This window comes from Oribacterium sp. KHPX15 (assembly GCF_900107835.1).
Lineage (GTDB): Bacteria > Bacillota > Clostridia > Lachnospirales > Lachnospiraceae > Oribacterium.
The window spans coordinates 14,635-39,914 of the sequence record NZ_FNRG01000008.1 but is presented as its reverse complement, the minus strand read 5'-3'; the positions used below and the strand labels follow the sequence as shown (position 1 = coordinate 39,914).

The following is a 25,280-nucleotide window of genomic DNA, read 5'->3' as shown; positions in this document are numbered from 1 at the left end:
CAGGCATCTTTGACACCTGCTTAACTATCTCCAACATCATCGATGACTTTTTTATGTTTAAGCCGACTCTTAACGAGCTCATTTAAATCATGCTCAGTCAGTTCCGGACAATCTTTGCTATATTTTATAGGACTGGTGCTTGCATCTTCTATCATCTTTTTCTGAGATAAGTTTGGTTTCATATCAGAACGCAAAACATAATGCACAGTATCATGAACATATTCTATTAATTCACCGGTTTCTGAATATACATATTCTTTCCCAAAACGAACTAATGGATTTTCAATAGATCCAGGTTCTCCCTGTTTTGGATTGGATTCCCTGGCATATTTTTTTAGTATTTTTTCTTTGACTGAAGCCCTATAAAATCTTCTTCCATTAATAATAACTGAATTATTATCAAGTACTGCCTGATCAGCTTCACTAACTGTATATCTTTTTTTAAAAAACTCTTCATCGGAGAGTTTCTCAAGATAATTAATACTTTTATCGTTTGACATATTCTCTCCTTTCATTGATCATTCCAAATAATCTGCATACTTCATCATCAAATATGTTTTTGCTTCACTTTTATTTGCAGTTCTTGCGGATATTATTCTTGTCTCTTCACCAAAATCTCCAACTTGCTGAACAAATACTACAAAGAGAATGCCTTCTACTTCACCAATTACTGCCCGTGGTCTTGTTTTTGTTGTATCTATCGGATGATTATCATCAATCGGAGAAGAAGGCTCACCTATTACTTGTTCTCTTAATTCACCATCAACATATCTATTATCATCTTCCAACCTGAATTCATCATTAAATACATACGCAGCAGTATAGAAATCTATTCCATGTTCAGTGATATTAGCCTCATTTTTTGATTTATCCCAAACAAACAGTTTTTCTTTAACAGAAAAGTACTCAATCAAATGACTTACACCTTTTTGAAAATATGAATCACCATCCTGTCTGTTTTTTCTATACGCTCTATATTCTTTACGATTGAAATCGGACATATAATTACTTTCCTACTCTATATTATAGCATCCATTAATATATCCAACAATTTTACGATTTTTTTAATCAAATATTTTATACGTGCCTTGTCGGATATTGGCACTATTGTAATTATAATTAATGTTAATGTCAATATGTATTATGGCACAAATGTTATGTCAACCCAAAAATGAAGATTTCCTAAGTATTTTCAAGGGTTTTACCCTTTTGGTTGTTCACAATCCATCGCTAGTTGTACAAAAGTTTTGGAAGTTCACAATCGTAATTCAAAAAATCGGAGGGCATCCTGTATATAAATTGATGCCCTCCGGTCTTAACTACTGTACTGGAGAAAACTGTTTATAAAATTTTCATGGTAAACTGTACTGTTTTCTCATTCATCAATCCTGACAAGTCCGGTGATTTTGAGTGGACTGCTGTCATGTATAATCTGAATAAAGGAAAAAACGATGACCTCAGATTAAAATGCAAACCATTACATGAATACATGATGCTCATAGAACGAATCCGTGATAAAATGAAAATGATCGAGGACATTTCCAAAGCCATAGACGCTGCAGTAGTATCCTGTATCAATGATGGCATACTTAAAGATTTCTTACTGGCCCATAGGGCGGAGGTAGTTACTATGGTATTAACTGAATTTGATGAGATGACATTTGTGGATGGAATCAAAAAAGAAGAACGAGAGGAACAAATTGCCAATATGCTCAAAAAAGGTAAGACTCCTGAACAGATTGTTGACTTCTGTGACTATCCGATGAAACTTGTATTAGAGGTTCAGAGTAACTTAAAGTCAGTTCAAAAACATTGAATCATGCCTTATAGTATCCTGCATAAATGCTGGAATGCTTATTGATTTTTTCTCCCAAATTTATCAGAATTTGAAGGAGGTACCGGAAATGAACGAAGCTCTTATAAAACTTATGAGACCAGAACTTGATGCAGCAAAAAATGAAGGAAAAGCTGAGGGCAAAACGAGTTGGCTGAAGTCACAAAAAGATTAAAAAACGGTTATACAGATGAGAAACTTCTTATCGAAGGCTTTGATCCTGCTATCGTGAAATCCGCCAATGAGTTGTTAGCGGCTTTATCGTAATGATCTACCGAGCATGAAGCTCATGGTTCGAATCCGTGATAAAACGAAAGAAATCAAGGATGTAGCTGAAGCCGTAGATGCCACGGTAGTATCCTGTCTAAATGATGGATTCCTAAAAATATTTCTTACTGGCCCATAGGGCGGAGGTTGTTGGTATGGTTTTAACAGAATTTGATGAGAAAACTTTTGTTGAAGGTATCAAGCAGGAAAGCATTAATGAACATATTGCAAATATGCTGAATTAAGGTAGAACACCTGAACAAATAGCTGAATTCTGTGGTTTTCCTATGAAACTTGTATTAGATGTACAAAAAAACTTAAAAACATTTCAAAAGCAGTAAATCCTGCTTCTGTAGTATCCTGCATATATGATGGAATACTAAAAGATTTCTTACTGGCCCATAGGGCGGAGGTTGTTGGTATGGTTTTAACTGAATTTGATGAGAAAACTTTTGTTGAAGGTATCAGGGCAGAAGGTAAAACCGAAGGCGCTAACGAGTTAGCTGAAGCCACAAAACGAATAAAGAAAGGTTATACCGATGAGAAACTTCTTAACGAAGGTTTTGATCCGGTCATCGTAAAGTCCGCTAATGAATTGTTAGCGGCATTATCGTAAAAATATTTTCTAATAAGCCCATGATACTAGAGTATAGTTTAAAGGATCAGTTTAAATGTAAATCAATATCTATACTGAGATCGACAGAGCTACTATGGTTTTCCCATAGTAGCTCTGTTTGGTATTACATCTAAATATGTTATAAGGTCGTCGAGATAAAAGACGCTCACATGATATCTTATTGTTAATCCTTCAGGAAATTTACATTAAATGTAATTCAAAAAACGGAGGGCATCCTGTATATAAACGGATGCCCTCCGGTCTTAACTGCTGTACTGAAGAAAACTGTTTATAAAATTTTCATGGTAAACGGTACTGTTTTTTTGATATATGTTCCTCTTGCTTGATCGTAAAACCAAAAAGCCGGAGGACATCCTGTTGTTAAATAAGATGTCTTCCAGCTTTTTTTATCTTGAATGGACTTTACTATCTAAATATCACTCCATCCAGTCACCATAAAATGTTTTTGAACTAATCCAGTTCTTAAAAGGATAAAACTTTATTGTTCGTGTCGCATCAAACGGAACTGTATTATTGGTAAATGTTTCATTTGTAGCGGTAATGTTGGCAGAGTCAGTCTTTGTTACTGGTGCCAGTCCCACTTCACAACCATCTCTTGTGACAATCGGATACAAGCCTGTACCCTCATCTAAATAATATGAGTTGTTAATTGAGGCATTATGATATGAATTGTTATGATACAACTGTCCTACAAATGCACCTACAGAGCTAGGTGATCCATTTGCATAACTTAATCCAGCTAAATGGCTATAACTATAGCAATCATTAATTAGCAACTCGCCACTTGACTCTGAACCAACTTTTCCAATAAAGCCTCCTATATAGTGATCATAACTGGTATCTGTAGAATCCGGAGTAAATATTACTGAGTTGGTGTTAAAACAATGTTCAACTGTGCATATTCCAGACAGACTTCCAATGAAACCACCAACGTATTTACCACTGGATATAATATTAAATCGTCCAACTATATTTTCATCAATAGTATCAACAAATACTCCACCTGTAGTATGACCACTTGCATAACAATTATTGACTACGCCTGATGATGCATTAAGATTTCCAATTAGACCACCAACTGATTCACTAAAACCTTGTAAGTACACTGAACTATAACAATTCTGCAAATTAACATTTGCCCAATTAGTATAACCTATCAGTCCTCCTAATGCTGTTGAAATTGTTTCCAGTTTATAACCTCTGGAGTTTATTATACTTCCGTTAGCTGATGTAACTCCTACATTGGAAACGTTTAAGTTATGTACATTATGAAAAGCATCAGTTCCATTATGGAAAGCTAATACACCACCAACATGAGTCCTTCCTTCAAGTTTTAAGTTAGTAGAATTAACAAATGTATTTTCTATTGATACATCTCCAAAAGCATAACCTACAATGCCTCCAACTGAACTGGATCCATTATTCGTGGTAATGTTTAAAGCTGTATTATCAATTTTTGAAGATGCAATCTCTACACCTTGTGATGCAAAGGCAATAAATCCTCCTAAATAACTACTGCCTACAATATCAGGGTCATTAATGTTTAAAGTATTGCAATCAATAGTACATCCGGTAAATATTGCTTTATTATTTGTTTTAGCAACTAAACCGGCAATATTGCGTGGACTGCCACCTGTACATGAGACATTCAGTTCACCTGTGACTCTATTGTCAAATGTTGTAAAGTTGTTTACTCCACAATTCTCAACTTTAAGTTCACCGGAAACTTCTCCAACAAATCCACCGGCATTTGATTTTGCGGTTACGGTAGAAACACCTTTTAAGTGAACATTTGACAAAGTAAGATTTTGTTTTGCAGAACCAACTACTGCACCGGAACTATCAGACTTACCATCTTCATGATTTCCTATATTGTCAGATACAGTATTGATCAATGTAAGATTCTTAACAGTGAAATCCTTATTCGTTCTGCCAAATAATCCTGATACATGTTCTGCTGTTTCATGATCGTCCAAATTCAGGTTATATATTGAATAGCCTCCTCCATCGTATTCAGCTAAAGAATAACTGTCATTTACATATATCGGTCTGAATTTGCCGGAAGATGTATATTTAAAATCCTTATTATATTGATAAATGTATACATTGGAATCAGATGAAACTTGAGAAAGTTCTGTTATATATGGTTCCACCTTTGCTGTATATCCAGTAGTTTTATAGGATCCATCATTTTTCCAATATATATTGTCTGTCTGTACAGCTCTGCTGATTTTGTAAACCTGAGTAGATGTTTCATTTTGTTTTCCGGAAACTGTTACTTCTAGATTTTGTAAATTTCTGCTGTTCGCAATTTTAGCAGTGTATGTTCCGTCACCGTTAGCATCTAAACTTTCAAACAAACTATTGCCTACAGCTTGAGTATTGTTACCTGTCAGATTTTTTGCACCGTCAAATGTATTGCTGACATTGACAAGGACATCTTCACCCGGAAGTGCATTTTCAGGACCTTGACTCATGGTCATCAGATAATCTGATTTAAGAGCTGACAAATCATCAATATAAAAGTTAAGTAATGATGAATTTGGCAGATAATCAAACATAGAAATATATCGTTCAATGTTTACCTGATTTTTCCACTCATCTAATTGAGCAATAGCCTTATAATTATTATCATTATATCTCACCCTGTATATCGTATTGGCACCACTTGTTTGCCCTACAAGCTTTATGTAAGTTTCATAATAATATCCTCCTGGAACAGAAGCATCAGTTACAACACTATATGTTTTATCTTTTGTAAGCCAAATCGATGCTGTCAATCTGTTACCGTTTTCCAGACCAACATAACTTGACCTAGGTATCATCCAGTCACCATAGAATACACAATCATCAGTTCCGATGCCCAATTCTTCATTAACAATACCACGTGCATTATCTTTGAATGGATACTCATTTACATTTGCCATATTGAATGTTTTTATCCATACAGAAGATGCATTATTATTAACTATCATTGGTGAATCTGCCTCAACAAATATAGATTCAGATTCACTGTTTAAATATCCATCTGTACCATTATTTTTATCTACGTTTATTGCTAATAATGACTCGTTAAAGCTAATTCCACGTAATACAGACACATTCTTATAGGTTGGCTTAGAGTGTTGTCTTAGGTGATTCATTCCTGTAAAGCCTCCTACATTATTGGTATTATTGGAATCACCAAATACACGTCCAGCTACATAGCAAGAGTCAAATTTTATGCTTTCTGTAAATTGTAATAATCCTATAAATCCGCCGGCACTAGTACCATGATCTTCAACTGTTTCTTTCCCCTTACCTTGTGCCTTTACAGAAGCCGTTGTGAAACAATCATTGATTTCAATAGGCAAAGTGGATACATGCGTAGCATCACCAGCCCCAAATAAATAGCCAATAAAGCCTCCTGTATTTTTTTGTGACCAAACATTATAACCACCGTCTCCATTATTTAGTATATCTGTGAGGTTTCCATTTACACTGACATCAACTGCTACAGAATCTATATAGTCATGCGTAGACTCAGAAACATGTCCTCCAACAAAACAATCTTTAATAATTGAAGTATTAGTACTATCTTGTGGTTTATAATCTCCTATAAATCCTCCTGCGGATTGTTGAGCGTAAACATAAGTAGAAGCTCCTGAATTAGTAATGTTGAAATTTCCATACCAGGCTCTTCCAATTAATCCTCCGGCTTCAGCAAAATAGCCAAGTGCTTTTATTAAAGAATTTTTACCATAACTATATACTTTATCAACTCTTAATTTTCCTTTATTATAATATGCCCCAAAAAGAGCGCCTGCACTACTAAATAGTGGATTACTACTAGAATAAGCTCCCTTAGTAACTACAGCAAAATCTTCTATTAAACACCTGGAAATATCAATTGTTGAATTACAAGCATTTGATGATAGGTAATTTGATCCACCCAGTCGACCAATTAATACTCCGGCATCTTTATTACCTGTGATAATTACAGAATCTTTTGATGTGACATTTTCAATGGTGAACTTTGGATCTTTTCTATTATTTTCAATATAGATTTCACCAAATACTGCAGCAACATTTCCTGATACAGCATTAACCTTACATCCCAATGTGTTTATATTGGTAGCATTAAATGTGAAATTATCATCAGCAATTATTCTACCTATCACTCCTCCTGCTGAATCACACGAATTACAGTTTATATCAGAATAATTAACTTTAATATTGTTGATATTGTATACTTGATAATTATATTTTGAATAAGCTTTACCAATAACTCCTCCTGCAACACCTGTTGTTGTATTAACTACAGGATAATTAATCTCAATGTTGTATGCATTAAAATCAAGGTAGTGATCTCCAATTACAGTTCCAATCAGAACCCCTGTATCACCTGATGTCCCATTAACTTTAGGATAATTAACTTTAATATTTCCTATAGAAAAGCTTTTATTACTTGTAAAATCAGCTTCTCTAAAGATACCTACATAAGAAGTACCTTTTGGTTCTATTGTTACGTTATTAATCGAGTGATTCTGCCCATCAAACTCAATAAGCTTATAAGCTTCATCTCTCCCAATTCCGTAGAATGAATTATCTGCTGCCAAAGGATTATTTTCATTTGTAGCATTCCATTTAAATATTTTAACCACTTGACCTGATGTATTCTGATCATCATTAATAGCAGTTATGAAATCATTAAAATATTCATCCTCTTCGGTTGTTTGAACAGGCATATGATTTACCTGTTCTGTCCCGTATTGAGCATAAGAATTCCAATACAGATCCTTACAGAGCTTTACCTTTTCAACATTAATACCACATTTGATATTTGAAACAGCATCATCAAGATTCTGTAAATGTCTGAAATTTGTAATAAGCGCAGTTCCGCTATAAGCGGTCTTATCCAGCGCGGGATCAACAATAGCGTAATTTGGATTTATATCACTGTAATAATCTGCATTTTCATAATTTGAGTTAAATGAGCCGTCAGCAAATAAGCTATTGGTAATGCCTACAAATGCTCCGCTGCTTTCATTTGTTTGTGCACTCTGCAACTCTTTACTTGTATAAGGAGCTGTACCGGCCATTGCAGTTATACGGATATCTTCTCCTTCTTTCATACAATCAAATATTTGATGGAATGAGCCTTTAGCTTTTGTGATGTCATCATAAAAAATATAGTACTCATACTGCCCATCTTTTGTTTTAAAATTATAATTCAAAAGTGATTCATGGATATCCGTTGCATGTCCATCAGCTGTATGATTTTGTGTCACTCCACTATTATCTAATTTATAATTTGCATAATATGATTTTTTACTGGTAAGACCTTCTACAAGAACCGATATGGTTTTACCTTCGAATGCGTTACCCTTGAGTACTAATGCCAGCTTTTCCGCATTTCTTATAAATATACCTTTTTTTCTATTATCCTCAGTAACAACAACCCAGTCACCCACATGCTTATTAAGGGAACTATTATCGCCTGACAGCTGGGCAACTGTCTTGTAGGTGTAGTTTTTAGGCAATTCAGGATCCCATCGTTCAGCCACTGCAGCAGTGGTTACTGATATTTCTGTGCCGGCAGTTTCGGAAACTCCTGTAAGAGTTCCACCACTACCCACAGCAGGAACATCATTGAATCCGTTACCCGCTGAGTCCTTGCCTCTCAGATAATAATTTGAACCTGTAGCAGAGATAGTGCCGGTTCCAGCAAAGCCTCCCACTGTCCCGCCTTCAGTCACAGAAACAAGACCTGCGCTGTAGACATTATTTACAGACAGATTTACACACGTTCCAACGAAACCACCGGCTATTTTGCTTCCGGTAAGATTCTTATAATTTGAAGAATAAACAGAAGCTGTGGTATAGGAATTCTTTACAGCAATCGCGTCAGAATGACCTATAAAACCTCCGGTGATGCCATTGGCTATAATGTTAAAATTATCTACATGGGAAGCAGTCTCTCTTGATGATTGCGTACCTGTAGCATAATTTTTATTTTTAGTATGGCCTGACACATAGCATCTTTCGATAATGCTGTCTGAAGTGGGACTATCAACGGATCCGATGAAGCCACCTGCGATACCACCGCCGGTATCACCGCCAGGTTCAACATCAGCATAAACATATGCTGTACTGTAAGTATCCCTGATATCAACCTTTCCTGTCGTAAGGCCGGCTATGCCTCCTGCTACGTTTCCTGCCACGTTCAGATTCTCACCGGATACATGACACTTACTGATAGTGAGATCAGTATCAGATTTACCAACTAAACCTCCTGAAGTATTACCAACCGGATTAAAATCCTTTCCCTCAACGTAAGAATCCGTGATAGTGCATGCCGCTACAGCATAGCCTACTATTCCACCTGAATTATTTCCTAGTATATTCAGTTTATCTGAAGAAACATAGGATCTGTTTACTGTAAGTGTATCGGTGGTTCTTCCGATTAAACCACCGCCGGCATTTACTCCGCCCATACCGGCAGAAATATTTATAGTCTTTGTATTGTCAGCACCCTTTACATTAACATATTCAAAGGTGATCGGAGTTGAAGCCAAACCTACAGCGCTTCCGGCATCACCTGAAGAAGCCGAAAAATCACAGTCGACTATATCAACATTCTTCATCCTGAAGTTTATATTCTCTCCGGTACGGTCTACAGTTCCGATTATGCCGGAATTTCCGCCATTACCGCCTGTGGAATTAATATTCTTAATCACATGGTTGGTTCCGTCATATTCCTTCAGGTCGGTATTATAGATACCATAGTAATTCTGTATCGAAGTATTGGTTCCATCGTAGATTGTAGTTCCTAAGTCAGTTACGAAATCAGCATAATCAATATCGGCTATCTGCTTTGCAATAATCTCATTAATGGCAGGTTCACCGGTTTTGGCTGCTTTTGAAAAATTGGATATTGATGTATCCAGATTCTCAAGATGTCTTATGTTACTGAGGATGGCAATGCCGTCTGAAGATCCCTCATATTTGTTGTAGCTGTTAAATAAGCTGTTATCGATAACATGGTTACTTTCAACCGGATTTGCGAATCTTGTTCTGTCACTTAATTCGGCAACAAGTTCGATATCTTCGCCGGGGATAAGCGGACCGCTTGTTGTTTCGTTCGTATTATGGGTCTCGACTACAAACTGATCGTAAAAATGTTTATTGGGGGTTGTAATATCGTCGAGATCAAACTCTATTCTTTTATCGTTAGTTAACTGAATAGTCTTGTAATTTCCGCTGGTCTTTCCTGTGACTGTTAATGTAACAATCTGGTTACTGTTATCAGCATTCACAGTACTGTCAAAATTTGGATTTTGAATAATGGCTGTAAGTTTATTTCCATTGGAAACCGATAAAATAAGCGGCAGCAGTTTGGTACCGGGAATGATGTCCTTGTTCTTGCCTCCGAAATAGCCGATAACCGTATTGTCTGTAAAGTTCTTTCTCTTAGCTTTACTTTCAACTGCTTCTTTTATTGCATTATCATCAACATCACTCGCAGTGAATGTATAAATGCTCTGTCCTCCAAAACCTGTATGTGCATTACCCGAATAGAAAACAGAAAGTACAGTTCCGGAATTTGCTTCATAAACTATCATGTAGTTTCCGTTTTCGGATACTTCATTGTCTATTGCAAACTGAGGAAGCATATAGTTCAGGATCTTGTTTTTTGGTGAAGCTGCTGTATGAATAACTACACGGTATTCATGTTCACCGGATTTGTCACCTGCAACGTCATTCACATAAGAAGGCCTTGAAATCACGGTGCCAAAGTCTGATTCATCTGATGAGCCGTCTCTGGCTAATCTCAGTTCTTCTTCATACTCTCCGCTTGCATAAGCAGAACTCAGGTGATTCTGTGCAGCAATAAGCATTTCTTTCGCTGTCTCATCCATTTCCAATGCCTGAAGTCCGCGAATATATGTACTCACACCAACAAAAGAAATTCCTGCAAGTATCGCCATGATGGCAATGACCACAAGAAGTTCTGAAAGCATAAAGCCTGCCTTGTTTGATGTTGTTTTCAGTCTGTTAATCTTCATACTCTATCACCCATTAAGAAGTTAAATACAAATGTTTCCTACTTTTTTAAATATATTTTAAAGATATCAGGCTCATATTTTCTTAAATAATGCCTGACACTTTGTATATGTCATCGACAAAACTATAGGGAAATATTATACAAAAGCTGTTTCATCCATTTCCATCATCTGAAGACTGCGAATATATGTATTCACACCAACAAAAGAAACTCCTGCGAGGATTGCCATTATGGCAATAACCACCAGAAGTTCCGAAAGCATAAAACCAGCCTTATTAAGTTTGTTTTTAAATCTAAGCATCATCATATTCTGTCACCATTCAACAGTTTTATTTCATAGTTTTCCACCTTGATAAGTTCTGTTCCATCTGATTTACATACTGATACCGTGACTGATAAGATTCCTGATCCTTTATTTGTGACTACCCAATTGTTATAAAGTGATGTGGAATTCTGATATGAAACCATGGGATAAAATGTTGTGCTGCCTTCACCATAACTAATACATATCCCTTTATCTTTATTTGCTTCATTTTGAAACTTGATGGTTTCTTTGCCGTTTTTTACATGTTCAAATGTAATAGAATTCGTTGTTACATTGATTGAATCCGGTAATGCATAAATCAGCTCATCATGTAAAGCGGTAATGGTATTTGTAAGCATTAACTGGGCATTGGTATGCTCGGTTATCTGTTTATAAGCTCTTGAGGCACTTATGATACCTGTGGTAACCATGATTCCCACAAATGACATAATGATCATTGTTGAGAGTGTCTCTGTAAGTGAGAAACCACTTTTACTATTCAGTTTTCTGAAAAAATAATAAAGCTTCTTCACCTGTATCACCCTGTCATTCTTAACTTCCTGTTTTTTCATAACCAAAATACATCACACCGTTTTTGTTGGTATAAATGGTTATAGGTATTTCAGCAGAATGCAAATCATTAATTGTTACATCTCTTTTTGAAAATAACTGAGAAAAACCATCATAATACTCTACGATCTTTTTATTACTTTCATCTACAATGGCTTTGGAAGCCATAACCATTCCGGCAAACATCACCATGGAAAGAGCTGCAATCAATGTAGCCACCAAGGTTTCAGCGATGGTTTCGCCTTTTTTGTTTTTTAGTTTTTTAATAAAAGACATAACATCAACCTTTCTTTATATCTCTTACTTTGAAATCGAATTTATACTCGTTAGTGTATGTAGTGGTTGTTGTGGTGGTTGTAGTTCCTTCATCATCACCGTCGGTCTCTACTATTACATCAACAGAACTTTTGCAAGGAACATCGACATCAACAGTCAATGTCATTATGTACTTATCCTTGTTAGGTTTCTCATATATTGTATCTGCATTTTGAACTCTATAGGTTAAAACACCGGTTGAATCGAGATTAATATCTATATCTACATTAAGATCTTCGATAATACTATAACCATTATTAGGATCAGGTAACTTAATCTCTTGAGAAACCTTTAAAGTATTTAGTGCTTCTTCATTAGTGACACTATCTTTCACCATGCCCTTAAACCATTTTTTGTTAAAGGCATCATGTTTTTCTTTGTCTGTTGCTCCTCCGGATTCTGAATCGAAATCATCAACAGAGGCTTTAGCAGAAGCTTTCCCGGACTCTTCTTCATCGTCTTTACCGTATGGTGCAACATAGTCTGCGGTTGACGTTTTTAATACATAATTACTGATTCTCGTTTCCTCATTATTCCCTGTATCGTTCTTGTCTGCCAGACCTTTAACCCAAAAACAAATAGGAAAATCGTCATCAAATTGTTGGTAACTTACGTTATATTTTGTCGTAGTAGTAGTTTCTGTGTGAGTGTGTTTAGTTCCATCTTCGTCTTCTGTTACAGTTTTGGTTTCAACTTCTGTAACAACCAACTGATCGGTAAATGCAATATTCATTTCCTTCATCTGCTGTTCACACATCTTTATGGCTGACCTTACAGCGAAGTAGTTCTGGTCTCTCCGCTTCATGTTCTCAAGTCTGCCTGCGGATACACCGGCACTGGTCAGGATCATGGACCCTGTGACCGCACAAACGATAAAAAACAAGAGGGCCAACATGAGTGTAGCGCCATTATTTGATTGTAACTTTCTCAGCACCTTTCCCATTTGACCCTCTTTAATTATCTTGTTTTATGAAAGTACTTATGATTATGTCTTTCGTTATTCGTTTTTAAACAACCTGTTTCGGGATATATCCAGATCAGTACTTAACACCATGTTCTTCTGCTATTGACTCTGCCATTGTTTCCAATGTACTTCTCTGAAGGCCTGAAAAATCAGCACCAGCGAGACCAACATGACCTCCTGAAGTATTGCTCTTTGCCATATCAAGACCCGCTGTTGTAACTGCACCGATAAGTGTCTCATAGAAAGTGACACTTAGATTGCAATTGATGGGGCTTGTGAGCAAGGTTATATAAGTATTTGAAGATTTATCGGTAGCTGAGATGGTGATATCGCTTATCATGCATCTGTACTTACTGTCATGAAGCCTCTGTAGTATATCTCTGCATACTCTGTAGTTTGCTGTTGAGAAGTTGATATTAATTGTTCTTCTTACGGTGTCGTCAGTTGCTACAGGTGTCTGAAAGCTGTAGTTATACTTTTCGGCAAGAGGAACAAATATAGAGTTAAGGAGCGCAGCTTCAGACTTGAAGTTGTCGTAGGTTGCAACAACACCTGTCAGGGTATCCTGATTGGTAGTAACCTCATCCTTCATGTCTTGAATCATTTTTTGCTTTTTAAGCTCCGTCTCTATCTGCTGTTCTATCTCAAAGGTATCAGCTTTTGCTATTCTTTCCTGTACCGGGATTTTCACAAATCTGTAGTAAACAAGGCAGAGCAAGGCTATAACTACGATGAGAAGAAATGCTTTTTCAAATTTTGAAAAGGGTCGTTTCAGCATTTATTGCTCCTAAATCAATGTAATGGATTAATTGATGAATCTACTGTTCCCAAAGGTGAGGACGGACCAAAACTTGAGTTGGTAACAGGACTTGAATCTGATGATGCTCCGGTTCCAACTGTTGGACCCGATGTCGAAGATGAAATCGGTGATCCGGACGTTGATGTCGGAGATCCTCCTGAAATAGTAACATTACCACCAAACTGACTTGTATCTGTATCAATATATGAAGTCTGGCTGCTGGCGGAAGAAGCTGCCTGTTGTTGTGCCTGAGCCTGAGCAGCTGCCTGAGCAGCCTGCTGTTCTCTCTGCTTAGCGGCTGCCTGCTGTTGTGAAGCTGCCTGAGCATCAGCTGCCTTCTGTGCAGCCTGTGCTTTAGCCTTGGCATCTGAACTACTGCTTGATGAACTTGACTTTGAGCTTGAAGATTTCGAATCCGAAGAAGACTTTGACTTATTGTCTTTAGAGCTTTTATCTTCCTTTTTGGTATCCTTCTTCTCTTCTGTCTTTTCTTCCGTATCTTCGGAAGGTTGCTCTATGATTGCCGGTACATAAACATTTGTACCTGTTGCAAAGCCTGTCGGACTTGCATCAAGGTAGGCATCCACTGCTGTCTCACCGTTAGCAAGTGCTGCCTCAACCTCCGCCGGTGAACGGAAGTTTACGGTTATGGAAGCATCCACATATAACGGAGTAAGGACATTCCCATCCTCATCTACCTCAACCTGTGTGTTGTTTTTCTTATCAACTGTACTTGCTGTCTGAGCTGTTACATATCCAACATACTCCGACTCTTCAAGTTGTTTGATGATCTCCGGAATCATTTCTGCTTCAGGCACACCTAAGTTTATATGTGCAATGTTATCAACGATCTTGATATTCTGTATACCGCCTGTGGTATGTATACGCTGATCGAGGACATTCAGCATGGTTATCTTGTCCTGAGCTGCAACTTCGCTTTCGGTAAGAAAACCGTTTCCATAATGACTATACTCAGTGATGACATTTGCATATTCATTGTTTTCGGCTTGAAGAGCATGAAGCTCTTCAAGCTTTTGATTAAAGTGACTTTCTGCTGCGTCAGCCTTACTTAGCTGTGCACTTACTCCGTATTTCGAGAAGAAATACAAAGCAACAAGATACAACATAAATATCAACAAAGTGAAAACGATATCAGTTCTCGTCTTCTCTTTATACATGAGATTTATGGTTTTCTTGACAGGTAACTTCCTTGCCCTACCGATCTGTATTTTGTTTGCATTAGCTTTAAGTGCCAAATCGGTACCCTCCCTTTAAATTCATGAAGTTTGTCCTTTTAAAAATCGTTCAGTAAGTTCTTCTATGGCTCTGTCAGTATCCGTATCATATTCGTCTTCGTCCAAATGTTTTACCCATTGATCATCGGATTCTTTGACAGGATCATCCATATAGTCGTTTAGTCTGATAAGTCTTGCAGCAAAATCATTTTCTGAAGACTCTTCTGTCTTTGTATCATTGTTTGTTGAAGATTCTGCTTCCTGACCATCAGAAGACTTTTTAGCAAGACTTCTTATCAGATCGAAGGCCTGTTGCTCCAGCTCATCTTCAGAGATATCTCTCGAAAACATCGGAGGTTCCTGCTTCTCCTCTACAGCATTTACTACCGGAGAAGCTTCCTGAACCGGTGGTGTCACTGACTCGATGACAGGTGATGTTTCCTTGACAGATGCTTCCTGTACAGCTGCCACCACTGATTCAATGACTGGTGGTTTATTCTGAACAGATGTAGTCGTTGGATTAGCTATAGAATGTACATCCTGGACTGAAGCAATCAATGATTCGACCACAGTAGGTTTTTCCTGAACCGGTGGTGTCACTGATTCAACGACAGGCGAAATTTCCTGAACCGGTGCTGACACCGACTCAATTACCGGTGGTGCATTCCGGACTACAGGCTCTTCCACTGATTTGATCACAGGAAGTTTCTCCTGAACAGGTTCAGCCACGTCTTTGATGACCGGGGCTACATTCTGAACCGGTTCAGCCTTTGCTTCCATGGTTGAAACATGTTCTTCCAAACCAATCGGTTTAAGCTCTGAATTATTTGTAAACTGTTTCAGATCCTGTGAACTTAGTGGAGCTGAAACCGCCCATTCTGTAATAACTGGTTCACGTATAGGTTTGATAATCGGCTGTGTTTCCGGTTCCGGTGTGAATTTTGATACCGGCACAGTTTCGGAAGTCTCAGGCTCTGATGTTGGTATAATCAGAGGAACAACTTCAGAAGTAACCTGCTGAACAACAGGTTCCGGTGTAGGCTTGATAACAGGAACAGCATCTGTGACTACCTGTTGCTGTACAGCATTTACGACCGGCTGTATTACCGGCTCCGGTGTAGGATTTATCACCGGTACAGTATTTGAAAATACCGGTTGCTGTATAGTATCAACCACCGGCTGTACTACAGGCTCCGGTGTGGGCTTGATTTCAGGCACTGCATCTGTGACTACCGGTTGTTGTACGGTTTCAACGACTGGCTGTACTATCGGTTGAACAACAGGCTCTGGATCAGTTTGTATCACTGGTACAACGTTTGTAGGAACCGGTTGAGGTATAGGTTGCTGTACAGCTTCAACCACTGGCTGTACTGCCGGCTGAACAATCGGCTCCGGTGCGGGCATCGGTGTAGGTATCGCTGCAGGCATCGGTGCCGCCTGGCTCTCGGCTTCAACTGCTTTACTTACCTGTGAAGCCAGAGAGTTAAGGTCTGTATCATTGGCATTCAGCTTTGTTTCGGAGACAGGTTTTTCTACGGTACCTCTATACTCTTCGTCTTTGAAGGAATCTATCTTCTGCTGCTCATACTTTTCGATATGAGCTCTGAACCTGTCAGCCTCCTCAGCTGTCAGAGGCTTAGGCTCATAATCGGGATCCACGGTGATTCCATGGCTTTGGGGACAGGAGATGAAGCTATCTCTTACTTCATCGTCCATTACAGCTACCAGATCGCCTAAAGGTCTCACAGGAAGATTAACGGTTTCAGAAAGAACCTTTATATATTTCCTGATGTTGCTGACTCCGCCGCAATAGTACAGTGTATCGATATTGTTGTTGTTATTGCTGTAGCTATAGAAGTTAAGAGCTCTCATGATCTCAACCGCTCTGTTTTCATACATCTGAACCAGACTTGGATGAGACTGTATATTATTGAGATTTTCTTCCAAAGCCAGATGCGAGATATGTATATCTGTACCGTTTATCTCACTTATTTTTTCTGCCAATGCATAACCACCGGGTTCAAATGTTCTGGTGGCGTTGTATATTCCTTTATTATAGAAATGAATCTTGAAGCTCTGATCTCCCATGTCGAGGATCGCAAAATCCTTCTGCTCCTCGATGGAGAATTGCTGTTTGTATGCACCCAGAATTCTCTGGATTCCGATAACCTCCGGAACCAGTCCGATAGGAACCAGCTTTGCAGCCTTTGCCATCTTACGGTAGCGTTCAATGAGCTCCTTACTGCAGGCTACGGCCTGAAGCCTCATACTCTTATCTGTCTTTTCTATAACCGCATAGTCATAGAAATATTTGTCTGAACTTTCAGAAATGTAGTCATGGAACTCAAACGGAAGATTCAGCTCAAGTTGCTGTAGATTCATAAGAGGCAGCTCGATATTACGGATATAAACACCGTTCAGAGGCACACTGAAGATTACATTTTTACATTTTATGCCGTGCTGTTTCAGAGTGTCACGGAGAAATTCTGACATGGCATCCCAATACTGGATCATGCCGTCTTTTACCGCATTGTCCGGTACGTTCTCATAAAAGTAACTCTTTAATTGTCCTTTAACTACATAAGAAACCGATATACGGTAATTACCTATGCTAATGCCGACAACCTTATTGATTCTCATCATTAACCCCTAACTAATGTGTACTAAACATTTAAATAGAATCCTTATTGAAAGGTTCCGTAATCCCTAAAACATTATCTAAAACAAAAGACCGATATACCAGTCCACAAATTCACTTCCTATAAAAATAGAAATCATTACAGCAAGTGAAATTGAAGGTCCAAAAGGTATTTTGTCTTTTTTTAATATAAAAACAAATATGAGTCCAACGATGCAGCTTAGGATGAGATTAAAAAGTGCCACCCCGGGTCTCATATAAAGTCCCGTCATAAATAACAGTTTAATGTCTCCGCCTCCCAGACTTTCCTTTCCTGATATTTTGTCGAAGACGATTGATAAAACAAGCATAAACAGCGCTATTCCAAAACCGCTTATAAGCCCGGACTTTAAGTCCTGAAGCAATAGCTCAATAGTGCTCAGGGATTCGATTTCGGGCATTTCCACCATGTTTTCGGCTTTTAAAACATCATTTGCAAAACAGGAAGTGACGCCCTGACCTTTAGTGAGTGCTATCATGGACAGAGTCATTAGCCACCAGATGATGCCCATAACATGAAACCTGTCCGGAATAATAAAGGTCTTGAGATCCACCAGACTAAGTCCCATGAGAATAACTGCAAGTCCCATGTATCGCAGTGCCTTGAAGGAAAGATCAAATTTCAATACAAGAATTACAAACGTAACGCCTAATATAAATTCAACCCAGGTTGACTCCGAACTTATCTTGGCTCCGCAGTGACTGCATCTTCCTTTCGATTTGAGATAAGATACTATGGGGATAAGATCCGATGCAGTGAGCGGTGTTCCGCAAACATCACAATGAGAGCGTCCTTTGAGAACACTCTCCTGCTTTACAATTCGCCATGCCATACAATCGATAAAACTACCGAGAACAGTTCCGAGAATAAATACTATAGTCAGAATATAAAAAGTTAATCCTAAACTTGTATGGTTCATATGATCCCCTGCATATAAAACAAGAGTATGATTCCCTTCGGTGACTCTTGATGCACCATTATTAAATTCCGATAAAATTTATTAAAAAAAATCCCTTATTGATACGTCGACTTAAGATAATTCAAATATAAGCTAAATATAGTAATTTTCGCCAAAAATCTTAAAAAAAAGATTAAATTTCCGCTAAAACTTTGTTGGGTGAGCTCGTAAAAAAGATTCAAAAGAGTAGCAGTACAATGTAATTTAATGTGAGAATTGAATAGAGTCTGTCTGTGAAATTATTAACTTTCTTGTCGAAATATTAAAATTTTGCGCTCCAGTATTGAATTTAATCACTCTGATGTTATACTTCAGTTGTTTAATAGTGTGAGGGGACAATATATTACTCCCGCATACACAGCGTATCACTTAAAAGCGGTGCATGCGCAATTAATGTTCTTAAACCAGGAGGGTTATATATGAAGTTAAAGAAGCTTTTAACAGCAACAATCGCTGCTCTTATGATCACAGGATCAGCAATGACAGCTATGGCAGGATGGATTGCCAATGGTAATTCATGGTACTATCTCAAGAGCGATGGCACATGGGCTGTTAATCAGTGGGTAGGCAACTACTATCTCGGACCTCAGGGCGTTATGCTCACAAACACATGGACACCGGATGGTTATTTCGTAGGCGCTGATGGAAAGTGGATACCAAATGCAAATACTACAGATGTAAACTCATCTATCGCTCTTATCGGAACATATCAGTGGACATACACAGAGTATGGCTCTAGTGTTACTCCTGCAACTTTTATTGATACACGTGAAGTTTCCATTAACACTGATAAGTCTCTTACAGTTATCGAGCGTGTAAACGGACAGGGCGCTACAACATCACAGGTATCATTCATCTCAACAAATCATTACTTAAGTGTTATCAATGATCGTACATTCGATTTCAACAATGGTGAAATGACCATCACAAATACTGATGGAACCATTATGCACTTTACAAAGATTGCTTAATCTGAAACTCATATAGAAAAGTTATAAGTCCTACGCATTGCGTGGGACTTATTTTTTATCCACCCCGTGTGGATTTATTTTTGCGATAAAATTGTCACGCGGTATTGTGCTTATACAAAAGCACATGTGACGGATAATAAAAAAGATCCCAAGACAGTTAACCATCTCAGGATCTTATTCTATTCTATAAATGAAATTCAATACTCTGACCATACACATCTTTCCTCACTCAAAGATTTTTGTTGCCTGAAAATCAAACAACACGGTCATAAGTAGATCTTTCTTCATCCACTAAATAATCGCTGTCCAAAGTATACGTGCTATCTGCATAAACATCCACATTACGATATGCAACATCGGAATAATGAATCTTTGCATTACGTATCTCTTCTTTAGACTTTGCCTGTTTTAAAATACGCTTGTACTCTTTTACTTCCTGCTCCCTTTGAGTAACCTTACGATAGGAATCGGGATCATACTGCTGGAGATAAGCCTTCTCATCAGAAGTAAGCTTTTGTCCGGAGTCAGCCTTGCGCTTTAACTGATCAAGGTTTTGCTGATTAGGACGCTCAAAGAGAATCCTGTTCTCTTCCTTTGCCTGTTCTGAAGTTTCATTCTGAAACTTTCTGCTTTCAGACTGATTTGTTTGATCCAGCTTCTGGTTGTTGCGGCTCCGCAAATCTAAATACTGCTGCCAGCGATTTTCCGTACTGATCCGTTCCTGGTTATCGTATCTGGCTACACCCTCGATTGCCTGATAACTCATTTTGAACCTCCTTGTAAATGCTAACGACTCTCCTTCGCCGTTAATATGTAGTTACAATACACGTACATAGTATTTTATGAATTTATTATAGTATAGATTTTCTAAATAGCAAACAGAATATAAGTAGTTTTTTCAAAAATAAAATTAAAAATCTATAAACTTTATAAATTAATTTTAATAATTCGTACTATGAAGTTTTTTTGAACGGGTTTTGAGGAAGTAATCGGGGGACAGGAACAGTTACTGCAGGAGAAAACTATCCATGTTATTTTATCTTTGGAGGTGAAAAATAAACAGGTCTCGTATGTAAGAGACCTGTTTATATGTTAAAAAATTTTATAAACTTCTGCTTAGCCGTACTGTCCTGCTTTCTTCTTAATGGAGAATTTATCACACATTTCAACAGCAAATGGTATAGGATAAAGCTGCACCATGGTAGAATGTATCAGATCACCGATATCCATCTTGAATGCCACCTTAACAAACTGTTCCGTATTGGAATCAAAGATCTTTTCAAAGACTTTGACACTATCTACATCGATTTTACATACATCAGGCGGACTGATATCAACCATACGATCCAGCAATGTAGCAAGAGAGCTTGCCGAAGCTCCCATCATCTGATTCATTGCTTCGGAAATGGCACTCATGTGCATATCATCCACTTCTCCTTCGCTGTTTCCGGGTCCACCCATCATGAGATCTGTGATGGCGATAACATCCGGCTCCTGCAGGATGAAAACATTATTTCCATCAAGACCTTTAACATAATGAATCTGTACAAAGATACAGGTATTTTGATAATCATCCAATGCATTGCTTCTACTGATGATACTTACGCCGGGAGTTGTGATATTTACCGGGTTATTTACCATCATGCTAAGATTTGTAGCTGCATTTCCCATACTGATATTTGCGATCTCTCCCAAAATATCCTTTTGCTCATTTGTTAATTCGCTCATTCGTATTCCCTCGATTTTAAATGATCATTTCCTTTATTTGTCTTAAAAAGCAATCTATGTTTTATGCTTACAATATATGAATATTGCCTCCCTGCTTTATCCCAAACACAGCATGTAAACTCCCGGTTGCTCTTCAATACAGAAATAGCTTTCTAATAATATTTATCGGTTAAAGCATTATCTTAATAAGAGGTTTTTTAGAAAATTTAAAGAAAAAACATTTTGCTTCTAATCTGTTTTTGGTTTCCAGCTTCTGGACATATGACCGTCATCATCAAATGCGTAATAATAGTCGTCAATAATTTTTGTCTTGCTTTTTATTTTCTTTCCGTTGGAATCGAAATAGAACCAGTATTCTCTGGTGGTTCCCGCCTTTCTTTCATAAACAGGAAGCTGTATCCACCCTTCCCTAAGGTAACAATCATTCCATTCACCAAAATAGTAGTCTGAAAATACCCAGGCAATGGAATCATAGTCCTGCTGCTTTACATCGGTGGAATCGATCCAGCCATAGAGCATACGACCATTTTTGTCGAAAGCATACTTTTTTCCTTCTATGGTTTTAATGTCTTCTTCCGTAAAGGTTTTACCTGATTTATAAGCTTTTCCGTCATTTCCGAAATAGTACATAAAGTACTGAGCCTTGTAGTTCTTTTTTTCGGACTGATCTATGGGGATTGCTTTCCATGAATCTCTGAGGAGTGCACCATTTGAATCTACGTAGAAATAATCAATGCCATCGGCATTTTCTTCGGCAATCAGCTGGTTTTTGCTAATGTTTCCGTTGGAGTCCAGATAGAACCAGTAACCATTGGCGGACTTCCATGTATCTGTGGCAACAGTGCCGTCATCTTTTATCCATTGCCATACCCCGGAGGTGTTTTTCCACCCTTCGGCATATGAAGTCAAGACACCTGCCGTCGTAATTATGACATATGTATATAGTGTGATCAAAATTCCGGTTTTGATCTTTGTCTTCAGTTTCATCCCCAAATCACCCCTGTCTATATCGCTTGGCATAACGGAAAATATAGAGATAGCTGTTCCCCGTGCTATCTCTATTTGTTTTATCGGATGGAAAACATCGGAGTATTAATAATATTTGTCAGATTTACTCTTTAAATATTTTGAAAGCTTCCTGTATGATTCAAATATGCGAGGAAATCGACGTTGAAAATTACTTTAAATAAATTTGTATTGTTACTGACATGGGAGTTGGTAAGAAATCAAACGTAAAGGTGCAGACCTACTTAAAACCACCGGGGACGGTTCTCGCCGTTGAAAACCGTCCCCGGTGGATAGGAGGCAAACCCCTTGCGGTGTGAGACTACGGATTATCGTCTTCTAAGTCCGCTTTCCTGATAGTACCGGTCTTTGTCTTCATACATTTTCTTATCTGCCATTCGTTCAAGTTCATCTATATCAGATTCCGGATGATCTTTGTGTGTGGCATATCCTATGGACAAAGACATTTGATTAACAAGCTTGCCATGCCACTTTTCAGCTTCCGATAATATATCTTCTTTTAGTTTTTCGGGTTCTGATGAATGTGCAATGATGAAATATTCATCTCCGCCTGTTCTGTAAACACGACCGTTTCCTGCCACAACCAGGGACATGCAGTCTGCCGCGCCCTTTATAAGCTCATCTCCCGCGGCATGGCCTATCTTATCGTTCACGGATTTTAAACCATTTACATCAACTGAATAGATGACAAAATCATCTTCCATTCCGTTGTTTCTTATACTTATAAGATCCTCTTCAAAGCATCTTCTGTTGTAAAGTCTGGTGAGTTCATCCGTCATGGATATACGGACGAGATGCTCTTCACGTTTTTTATCTTCATCAATATTCTGCAGTGTGTAAATAATTACCTGAGGCACACCTTTTTCGTCTACTTCAACCGGGATATACAGTGCCCTATACCATCCTGAGAAGATACTCTCAAATTCATAGGTAATATATTTTTTCCCGATAAGTCTTTTCTGAACAGTTTTTATATTGGTGAATCTCTGGAAATCATTAACATATTTATGAATAACTTCCATTTTTATCTTGCGGTTCATGATGGAATGGGTATAAGAGTTTAAGTCCAATGTATGCTCCACAGGAACTTCCTCTCTCAGTGACATTTCCGTCATCTTCGTGAAATTAAGGAGGTTAACATTGTCATATATCTCCGCCATGGAATTTAAAATATGAAGCTGATCTTTCAACTTCACCTTGTCGGCCTCAATGGTCTGATTCTGGTTGAACATATCCTCGAGATAACTGTTCATGGTTCTCAGAAGACCATAGCCTCCTCCAAGCATTACAACAGTCTCAATGGTCAGTCCGACAATCATATTTATGAAATATGAAGTGACCGAACTAAAGTCTGTTCTTAATGCTCCATAATACGGCGCAGTGATAAAGGTTCCAAGCACCATCATCATATAATTTGTAATGACTGTGGTGAGATAAAACCACTTGTCGCAGAAAAGCAGTGATAGTACAGGCACTGAGAACCATGTAAGATGAATTCCTACATGGGCGTAACACATGTATAAAAGGAGGATTTCCAGGGCCAATAGAGCGAACATACTTACCCAGGCTGATGCCGGTTTCCAGCGTCTCAGATAATAATGAACAAGTGCGATGATCAGCATGGTCAGTGAGATATGAAGACATGTTATCATCTGAACTTTTCGAAATACCCCGGTATAGACTCCGCCTGCAATTGCAGGACCCGTAAGGATACAGAACCACAGAATATTATTCAGGTATTTATTTAGCTTAACCCTGTTATTATTTATGAATTCTCTGTATTTTGTTGAGTTTTCCGGAGAATTCCGGTTCTGGTTGGTGATAGTCTTATTTATGTCCAAAGTGGTGGGTCTCCTCTGCTTTTTGCGCTTTTAGTTGCATCTGCGTTTTTAGTTGCATCTGCAATTTCACTTGAATCTGCACTTTCACTTACATTTGTGCTCTCACTTGCATCTGCGCTTTCACTTGCGCTTACGCTTACACTTGTTCTTACGCTTACACTTGTTCTTACGCTTGCTCTTGCATGCTCATATATTATTAATTTAGTTAAGATATCTGAACACAATAATGCGTTTCTAATTTACTATATATAGTATTTCGTGATAAAACATTTGATTTATAAGTTTTTTATTAGTTTTGGAATAATTATTCTGTAAAGATTTAATCCGGATTCTGATTCAACAATATAAGGTTTAGGATTTGACAATATAAGGTTTAGAATTTGACAACAAATGGATAGGTTCGGCCTCGAATACAATAAAAACCATCTCCCAGCATGACTCAGGATGGATATTAATTGACTTGAAGTCAAAAACAAAAAGTCGGTGGGTTGACTTCAGATGGATAAAACCGGTTATGGAGTCAATGATCACAAGCCAGTGGTATGACTTCAGATGGATAAAACCGGATTTGGAGTCAATGAACATAATCCGGTGGAATGACTCCAGATGGATAAAACCGGTTTTGGAGTCAATGATAGTAAGCCAGTGGAATGACCTCAGATGGATAAAACCGGTTTTGGAGTCAATGAAAGTAAGCCAGTGGAATGACCTCAGATGAATAATACCGGTTTTGGAGTCAATGAAAGTAACCCAGTGGAATGACCTCAGATGGATAAAACCGGATTTGGAGTCAATGAACATAAGCCCGTGGAATGACCTCAAATGGATAAAACCGGTTTTGGAGTCAATGATAGTAAGCCAGTGGAATGACCTCAGATGGATAAAACCGGTTTTGGAGTCAATGAAAGTAAGCCAGTGGAATGACCTCAGATGAATAATACCGGTTTTGGAGTCAATGAAAGTAACCCAGTGGAATGACCTCAGATGGATAAAACCGGATTTGGAGTCAATGAACATAAGCCCGTGGAATGACCTCAAATGGATAAAACCGGTTTTGGAGTCAATGATAGTAAGCCAGTGGAATGACCTCAGATGGATAAAACCGG

Annotated in this window: 21 protein-coding genes; 5 read left to right on the top strand and 16 right to left on the bottom strand. The window is 38.0% G+C overall.

The window, feature by feature from the left end; genetic code table 11:
- Positions 1-20: 20 nt before the first annotated feature.
- Complete coding sequence (locus tag BLV86_RS06880) at positions 21-500, bottom strand: hypothetical protein (protein ID WP_031554029.1); 480 nt, start codon at positions 498-500, stop codon at positions 21-23.
- A gap of 18 nt (positions 501-518) precedes the next feature.
- The gene (locus tag BLV86_RS06875) at positions 519-1,001 is read right to left on the bottom strand and encodes a BrnT family toxin (protein WP_090815860.1); all 483 of its coding nucleotides are present in this window, start codon (positions 999-1,001) and stop codon (positions 519-521) included.
- A 353-nt stretch (positions 1,002-1,354) separates the two neighbouring features.
- On the opposite strand from BLV86_RS06875, the gene BLV86_RS06870 reads away from it, so the two are divergent.
- Entirely contained in the window at positions 1,355-1,816 is a 462-nt protein-coding gene (locus BLV86_RS06870) for a hypothetical protein (protein WP_090815858.1), read from the top strand.
- Between the two features lie 706 nt (positions 1,817-2,522).
- A complete protein-coding gene (locus tag BLV86_RS06865) occupies positions 2,523-2,717 on the top strand; it encodes a hypothetical protein (protein WP_090815856.1) in 195 nt (64 codons plus the stop codon).
- A 437-nt stretch (positions 2,718-3,154) separates the two neighbouring features.
- Here the strand turns inward: BLV86_RS06865 and BLV86_RS06860 are convergent, their stop codons facing one another.
- The 9 genes from BLV86_RS06860 to BLV86_RS06825 all read right to left on the bottom strand — a co-directional run bounded on the left by BLV86_RS06860 (position 3,155) and on the right by BLV86_RS06825 (position 18,569).
- Complete coding sequence (locus tag BLV86_RS06860) at positions 3,155-10,786, bottom strand: type II secretion system protein (RefSeq protein ID WP_090815854.1); 7,632 nt, start codon at positions 10,784-10,786, stop codon at positions 3,155-3,157.
- A gap of 135 nt (positions 10,787-10,921) precedes the next feature.
- Complete coding sequence (locus BLV86_RS17535; RefSeq protein WP_139297891.1) at positions 10,922-11,092, bottom strand: prepilin-type N-terminal cleavage/methylation domain-containing protein; 171 nt, start codon at positions 11,090-11,092, stop codon at positions 10,922-10,924.
- The gene (locus tag BLV86_RS06855) at positions 11,089-11,661 is read right to left on the bottom strand and encodes a PulJ/GspJ family protein (protein WP_090815852.1); all 573 of its coding nucleotides are present in this window, start codon (positions 11,659-11,661) and stop codon (positions 11,089-11,091) included. The genes BLV86_RS17535 and BLV86_RS06855 overlap by 4 nt, the downstream gene beginning before the upstream one ends.
- Positions 11,642-11,935: a hypothetical protein gene (locus tag BLV86_RS06850; RefSeq protein ID WP_090815850.1), complete on the bottom strand. Its 294-nt coding sequence runs from the start codon at positions 11,933-11,935 to the stop codon at positions 11,642-11,644. The genes BLV86_RS06855 and BLV86_RS06850 overlap by 20 nt, the downstream gene beginning before the upstream one ends.
- A gap of 4 nt (positions 11,936-11,939) precedes the next feature.
- Positions 11,940-12,917, bottom strand: a complete 978-nt coding sequence (locus tag BLV86_RS06845; protein WP_090815849.1) for a hypothetical protein — start codon at positions 12,915-12,917, stop codon at positions 11,940-11,942.
- Positions 12,918-13,011: 94 nt separating this feature from the next.
- Positions 13,012-13,716 carry a hypothetical protein gene (locus BLV86_RS06840; protein ID WP_090815848.1) on the bottom strand — a complete coding sequence of 235 codons (705 nt, stop codon included), beginning with the start codon at positions 13,714-13,716 and terminating at the stop codon, positions 13,012-13,014.
- 14 nt (positions 13,717-13,730) lie between these two features.
- Positions 13,731-14,993 (bottom strand): hypothetical protein, encoded by a 1,263-nt coding sequence (locus BLV86_RS06835; RefSeq protein WP_090815847.1) that lies wholly within the window; start codon positions 14,991-14,993, stop codon positions 13,731-13,733.
- A 21-nt stretch (positions 14,994-15,014) separates the two neighbouring features.
- A complete protein-coding gene (pilM, locus tag BLV86_RS06830) occupies positions 15,015-17,612 on the bottom strand; it encodes a pilus assembly protein PilM (protein WP_175456465.1) in 2,598 nt (865 codons plus the stop codon).
- Positions 17,613-17,690: 78 nt separating this feature from the next.
- A complete protein-coding gene (locus tag BLV86_RS06825; protein ID WP_090815845.1) occupies positions 17,691-18,569 on the bottom strand; it encodes a prepilin peptidase in 879 nt (292 codons plus the stop codon).
- Positions 18,570-19,027: 458 nt separating this feature from the next.
- Between BLV86_RS06825 and BLV86_RS06820 the strand changes: the two genes are divergently transcribed.
- Entirely contained in the window at positions 19,028-19,579 is a 552-nt protein-coding gene (locus tag BLV86_RS06820; RefSeq protein ID WP_049962456.1) for a hypothetical protein, read from the top strand.
- Positions 19,580-19,832: 253 nt separating this feature from the next.
- On the opposite strand, the gene BLV86_RS06815 is transcribed toward BLV86_RS06820, so the two are convergent.
- The 5 genes from BLV86_RS06815 to BLV86_RS06795 all read right to left on the bottom strand — a co-directional run bounded on the left by BLV86_RS06815 (position 19,833) and on the right by BLV86_RS06795 (position 24,398).
- Entirely contained in the window at positions 19,833-20,345 is a 513-nt protein-coding gene (locus BLV86_RS06815) for a hypothetical protein (protein ID WP_031554059.1), read from the bottom strand.
- A gap of 350 nt (positions 20,346-20,695) precedes the next feature.
- Complete coding sequence (gene fliY, locus BLV86_RS06810) at positions 20,696-21,307, bottom strand: flagellar motor switch phosphatase FliY (protein ID WP_090815844.1); 612 nt, start codon at positions 21,305-21,307, stop codon at positions 20,696-20,698.
- Positions 21,308-21,535: 228 nt separating this feature from the next.
- Positions 21,536-22,294, bottom strand: coding sequence for a hypothetical protein (locus BLV86_RS06805; RefSeq protein WP_049962457.1), 759 nt, complete (start codon positions 22,292-22,294; stop codon positions 21,536-21,538).
- Positions 22,295-22,641: 347 nt separating this feature from the next.
- A complete protein-coding gene (locus BLV86_RS06800) occupies positions 22,642-24,174 on the bottom strand; it encodes a GGDEF domain-containing protein (protein WP_090815843.1) in 1,533 nt (510 codons plus the stop codon).
- Complete coding sequence (locus tag BLV86_RS06795; protein WP_090815842.1) at positions 24,165-24,398, bottom strand: hypothetical protein; 234 nt, start codon at positions 24,396-24,398, stop codon at positions 24,165-24,167. The genes BLV86_RS06800 and BLV86_RS06795 overlap by 10 nt, the downstream gene beginning before the upstream one ends.
- 290 nt (positions 24,399-24,688) lie before the next feature.
- On the opposite strand from BLV86_RS06795, the gene BLV86_RS17530 reads away from it, so the two are divergent.
- Positions 24,689-24,892: a hypothetical protein gene (locus BLV86_RS17530; RefSeq protein WP_175456464.1), complete on the top strand. Its 204-nt coding sequence runs from the start codon at positions 24,689-24,691 to the stop codon at positions 24,890-24,892.
- Between the two features lie 21 nt (positions 24,893-24,913).
- Complete coding sequence (locus tag BLV86_RS17525) at positions 24,914-25,108, top strand: hypothetical protein (RefSeq protein WP_139297889.1); 195 nt, start codon at positions 24,914-24,916, stop codon at positions 25,106-25,108.
- Positions 25,109-25,280: the final 172 nt, after the last annotated feature.

Bases quoted from the DNA above. Each gene is read 5' to 3' on its own strand.
- BLV86_RS17525 (WP_139297889.1), top strand. From the start codon at position 24,914: ATGAAAGTAACCCAGTGGAATGACCTCAGATGGATAAAACCGGATTTG.
- BLV86_RS06850 (WP_090815850.1), bottom strand. From the start codon at position 11,935: ATGTCTTTTATTAAAAAACTAAAAAACAAAAAAGGCGAAACCATCGCT.
- BLV86_RS06815 (WP_031554059.1), bottom strand. From the start codon at position 20,345: ATGAGTTATCAGGCAATCGAGGGTGTAGCCAGATACGATAACCAGGAA.
- BLV86_RS17530 (WP_175456464.1), top strand. From the start codon at position 24,689: ATGGAGTCAATGATCACAAGCCAGTGGTATGACTTCAGATGGATAAAA.
- BLV86_RS06875 (WP_090815860.1), bottom strand. From the start codon at position 1,001: ATGTCCGATTTCAATCGTAAAGAATATAGAGCGTATAGAAAAAACAGA.
- pilM (WP_175456465.1), bottom strand. From the start codon at position 17,612: ATGAGAATCAATAAGGTTGTCGGCATTAGCATAGGTAATTACCGTATA.
- BLV86_RS17535 (WP_139297891.1), bottom strand. From the start codon at position 11,092: ATGATGATGCTTAGATTTAAAAACAAACTTAATAAGGCTGGTTTTATG.
- BLV86_RS06805 (WP_049962457.1), bottom strand. From the start codon at position 22,294: ATGAAACTGAAGACAAAGATCAAAACCGGAATTTTGATCACACTATAT.
- BLV86_RS06825 (WP_090815845.1), bottom strand. From the start codon at position 18,569: ATGAACCATACAAGTTTAGGATTAACTTTTTATATTCTGACTATAGTA.
- BLV86_RS06840 (WP_090815848.1), bottom strand. From the start codon at position 13,716: ATGCTGAAACGACCCTTTTCAAAATTTGAAAAAGCATTTCTTCTCATC.
- BLV86_RS06820 (WP_049962456.1), top strand. From the start codon at position 19,028: ATGAAGTTAAAGAAGCTTTTAACAGCAACAATCGCTGCTCTTATGATC.
- BLV86_RS06845 (WP_090815849.1), bottom strand. From the start codon at position 12,917: ATGGGAAAGGTGCTGAGAAAGTTACAATCAAATAATGGCGCTACACTC.
- BLV86_RS06870 (WP_090815858.1), top strand. From the start codon at position 1,355: ATGGTAAACTGTACTGTTTTCTCATTCATCAATCCTGACAAGTCCGGT.
- BLV86_RS06880 (WP_031554029.1), bottom strand. From the start codon at position 500: ATGTCAAACGATAAAAGTATTAATTATCTTGAGAAACTCTCCGATGAA.
- BLV86_RS06860 (WP_090815854.1), bottom strand. From the start codon at position 10,786: ATGAAGATTAACAGACTGAAAACAACATCAAACAAGGCAGGCTTTATG.
- fliY (WP_090815844.1), bottom strand. From the start codon at position 21,307: ATGAGCGAATTAACAAATGAGCAAAAGGATATTTTGGGAGAGATCGCA.
- BLV86_RS06865 (WP_090815856.1), top strand. From the start codon at position 2,523: ATGGTTTTAACTGAATTTGATGAGAAAACTTTTGTTGAAGGTATCAGG.
- BLV86_RS06855 (WP_090815852.1), bottom strand. From the start codon at position 11,661: ATGAAAAAACAGGAAGTTAAGAATGACAGGGTGATACAGGTGAAGAAG.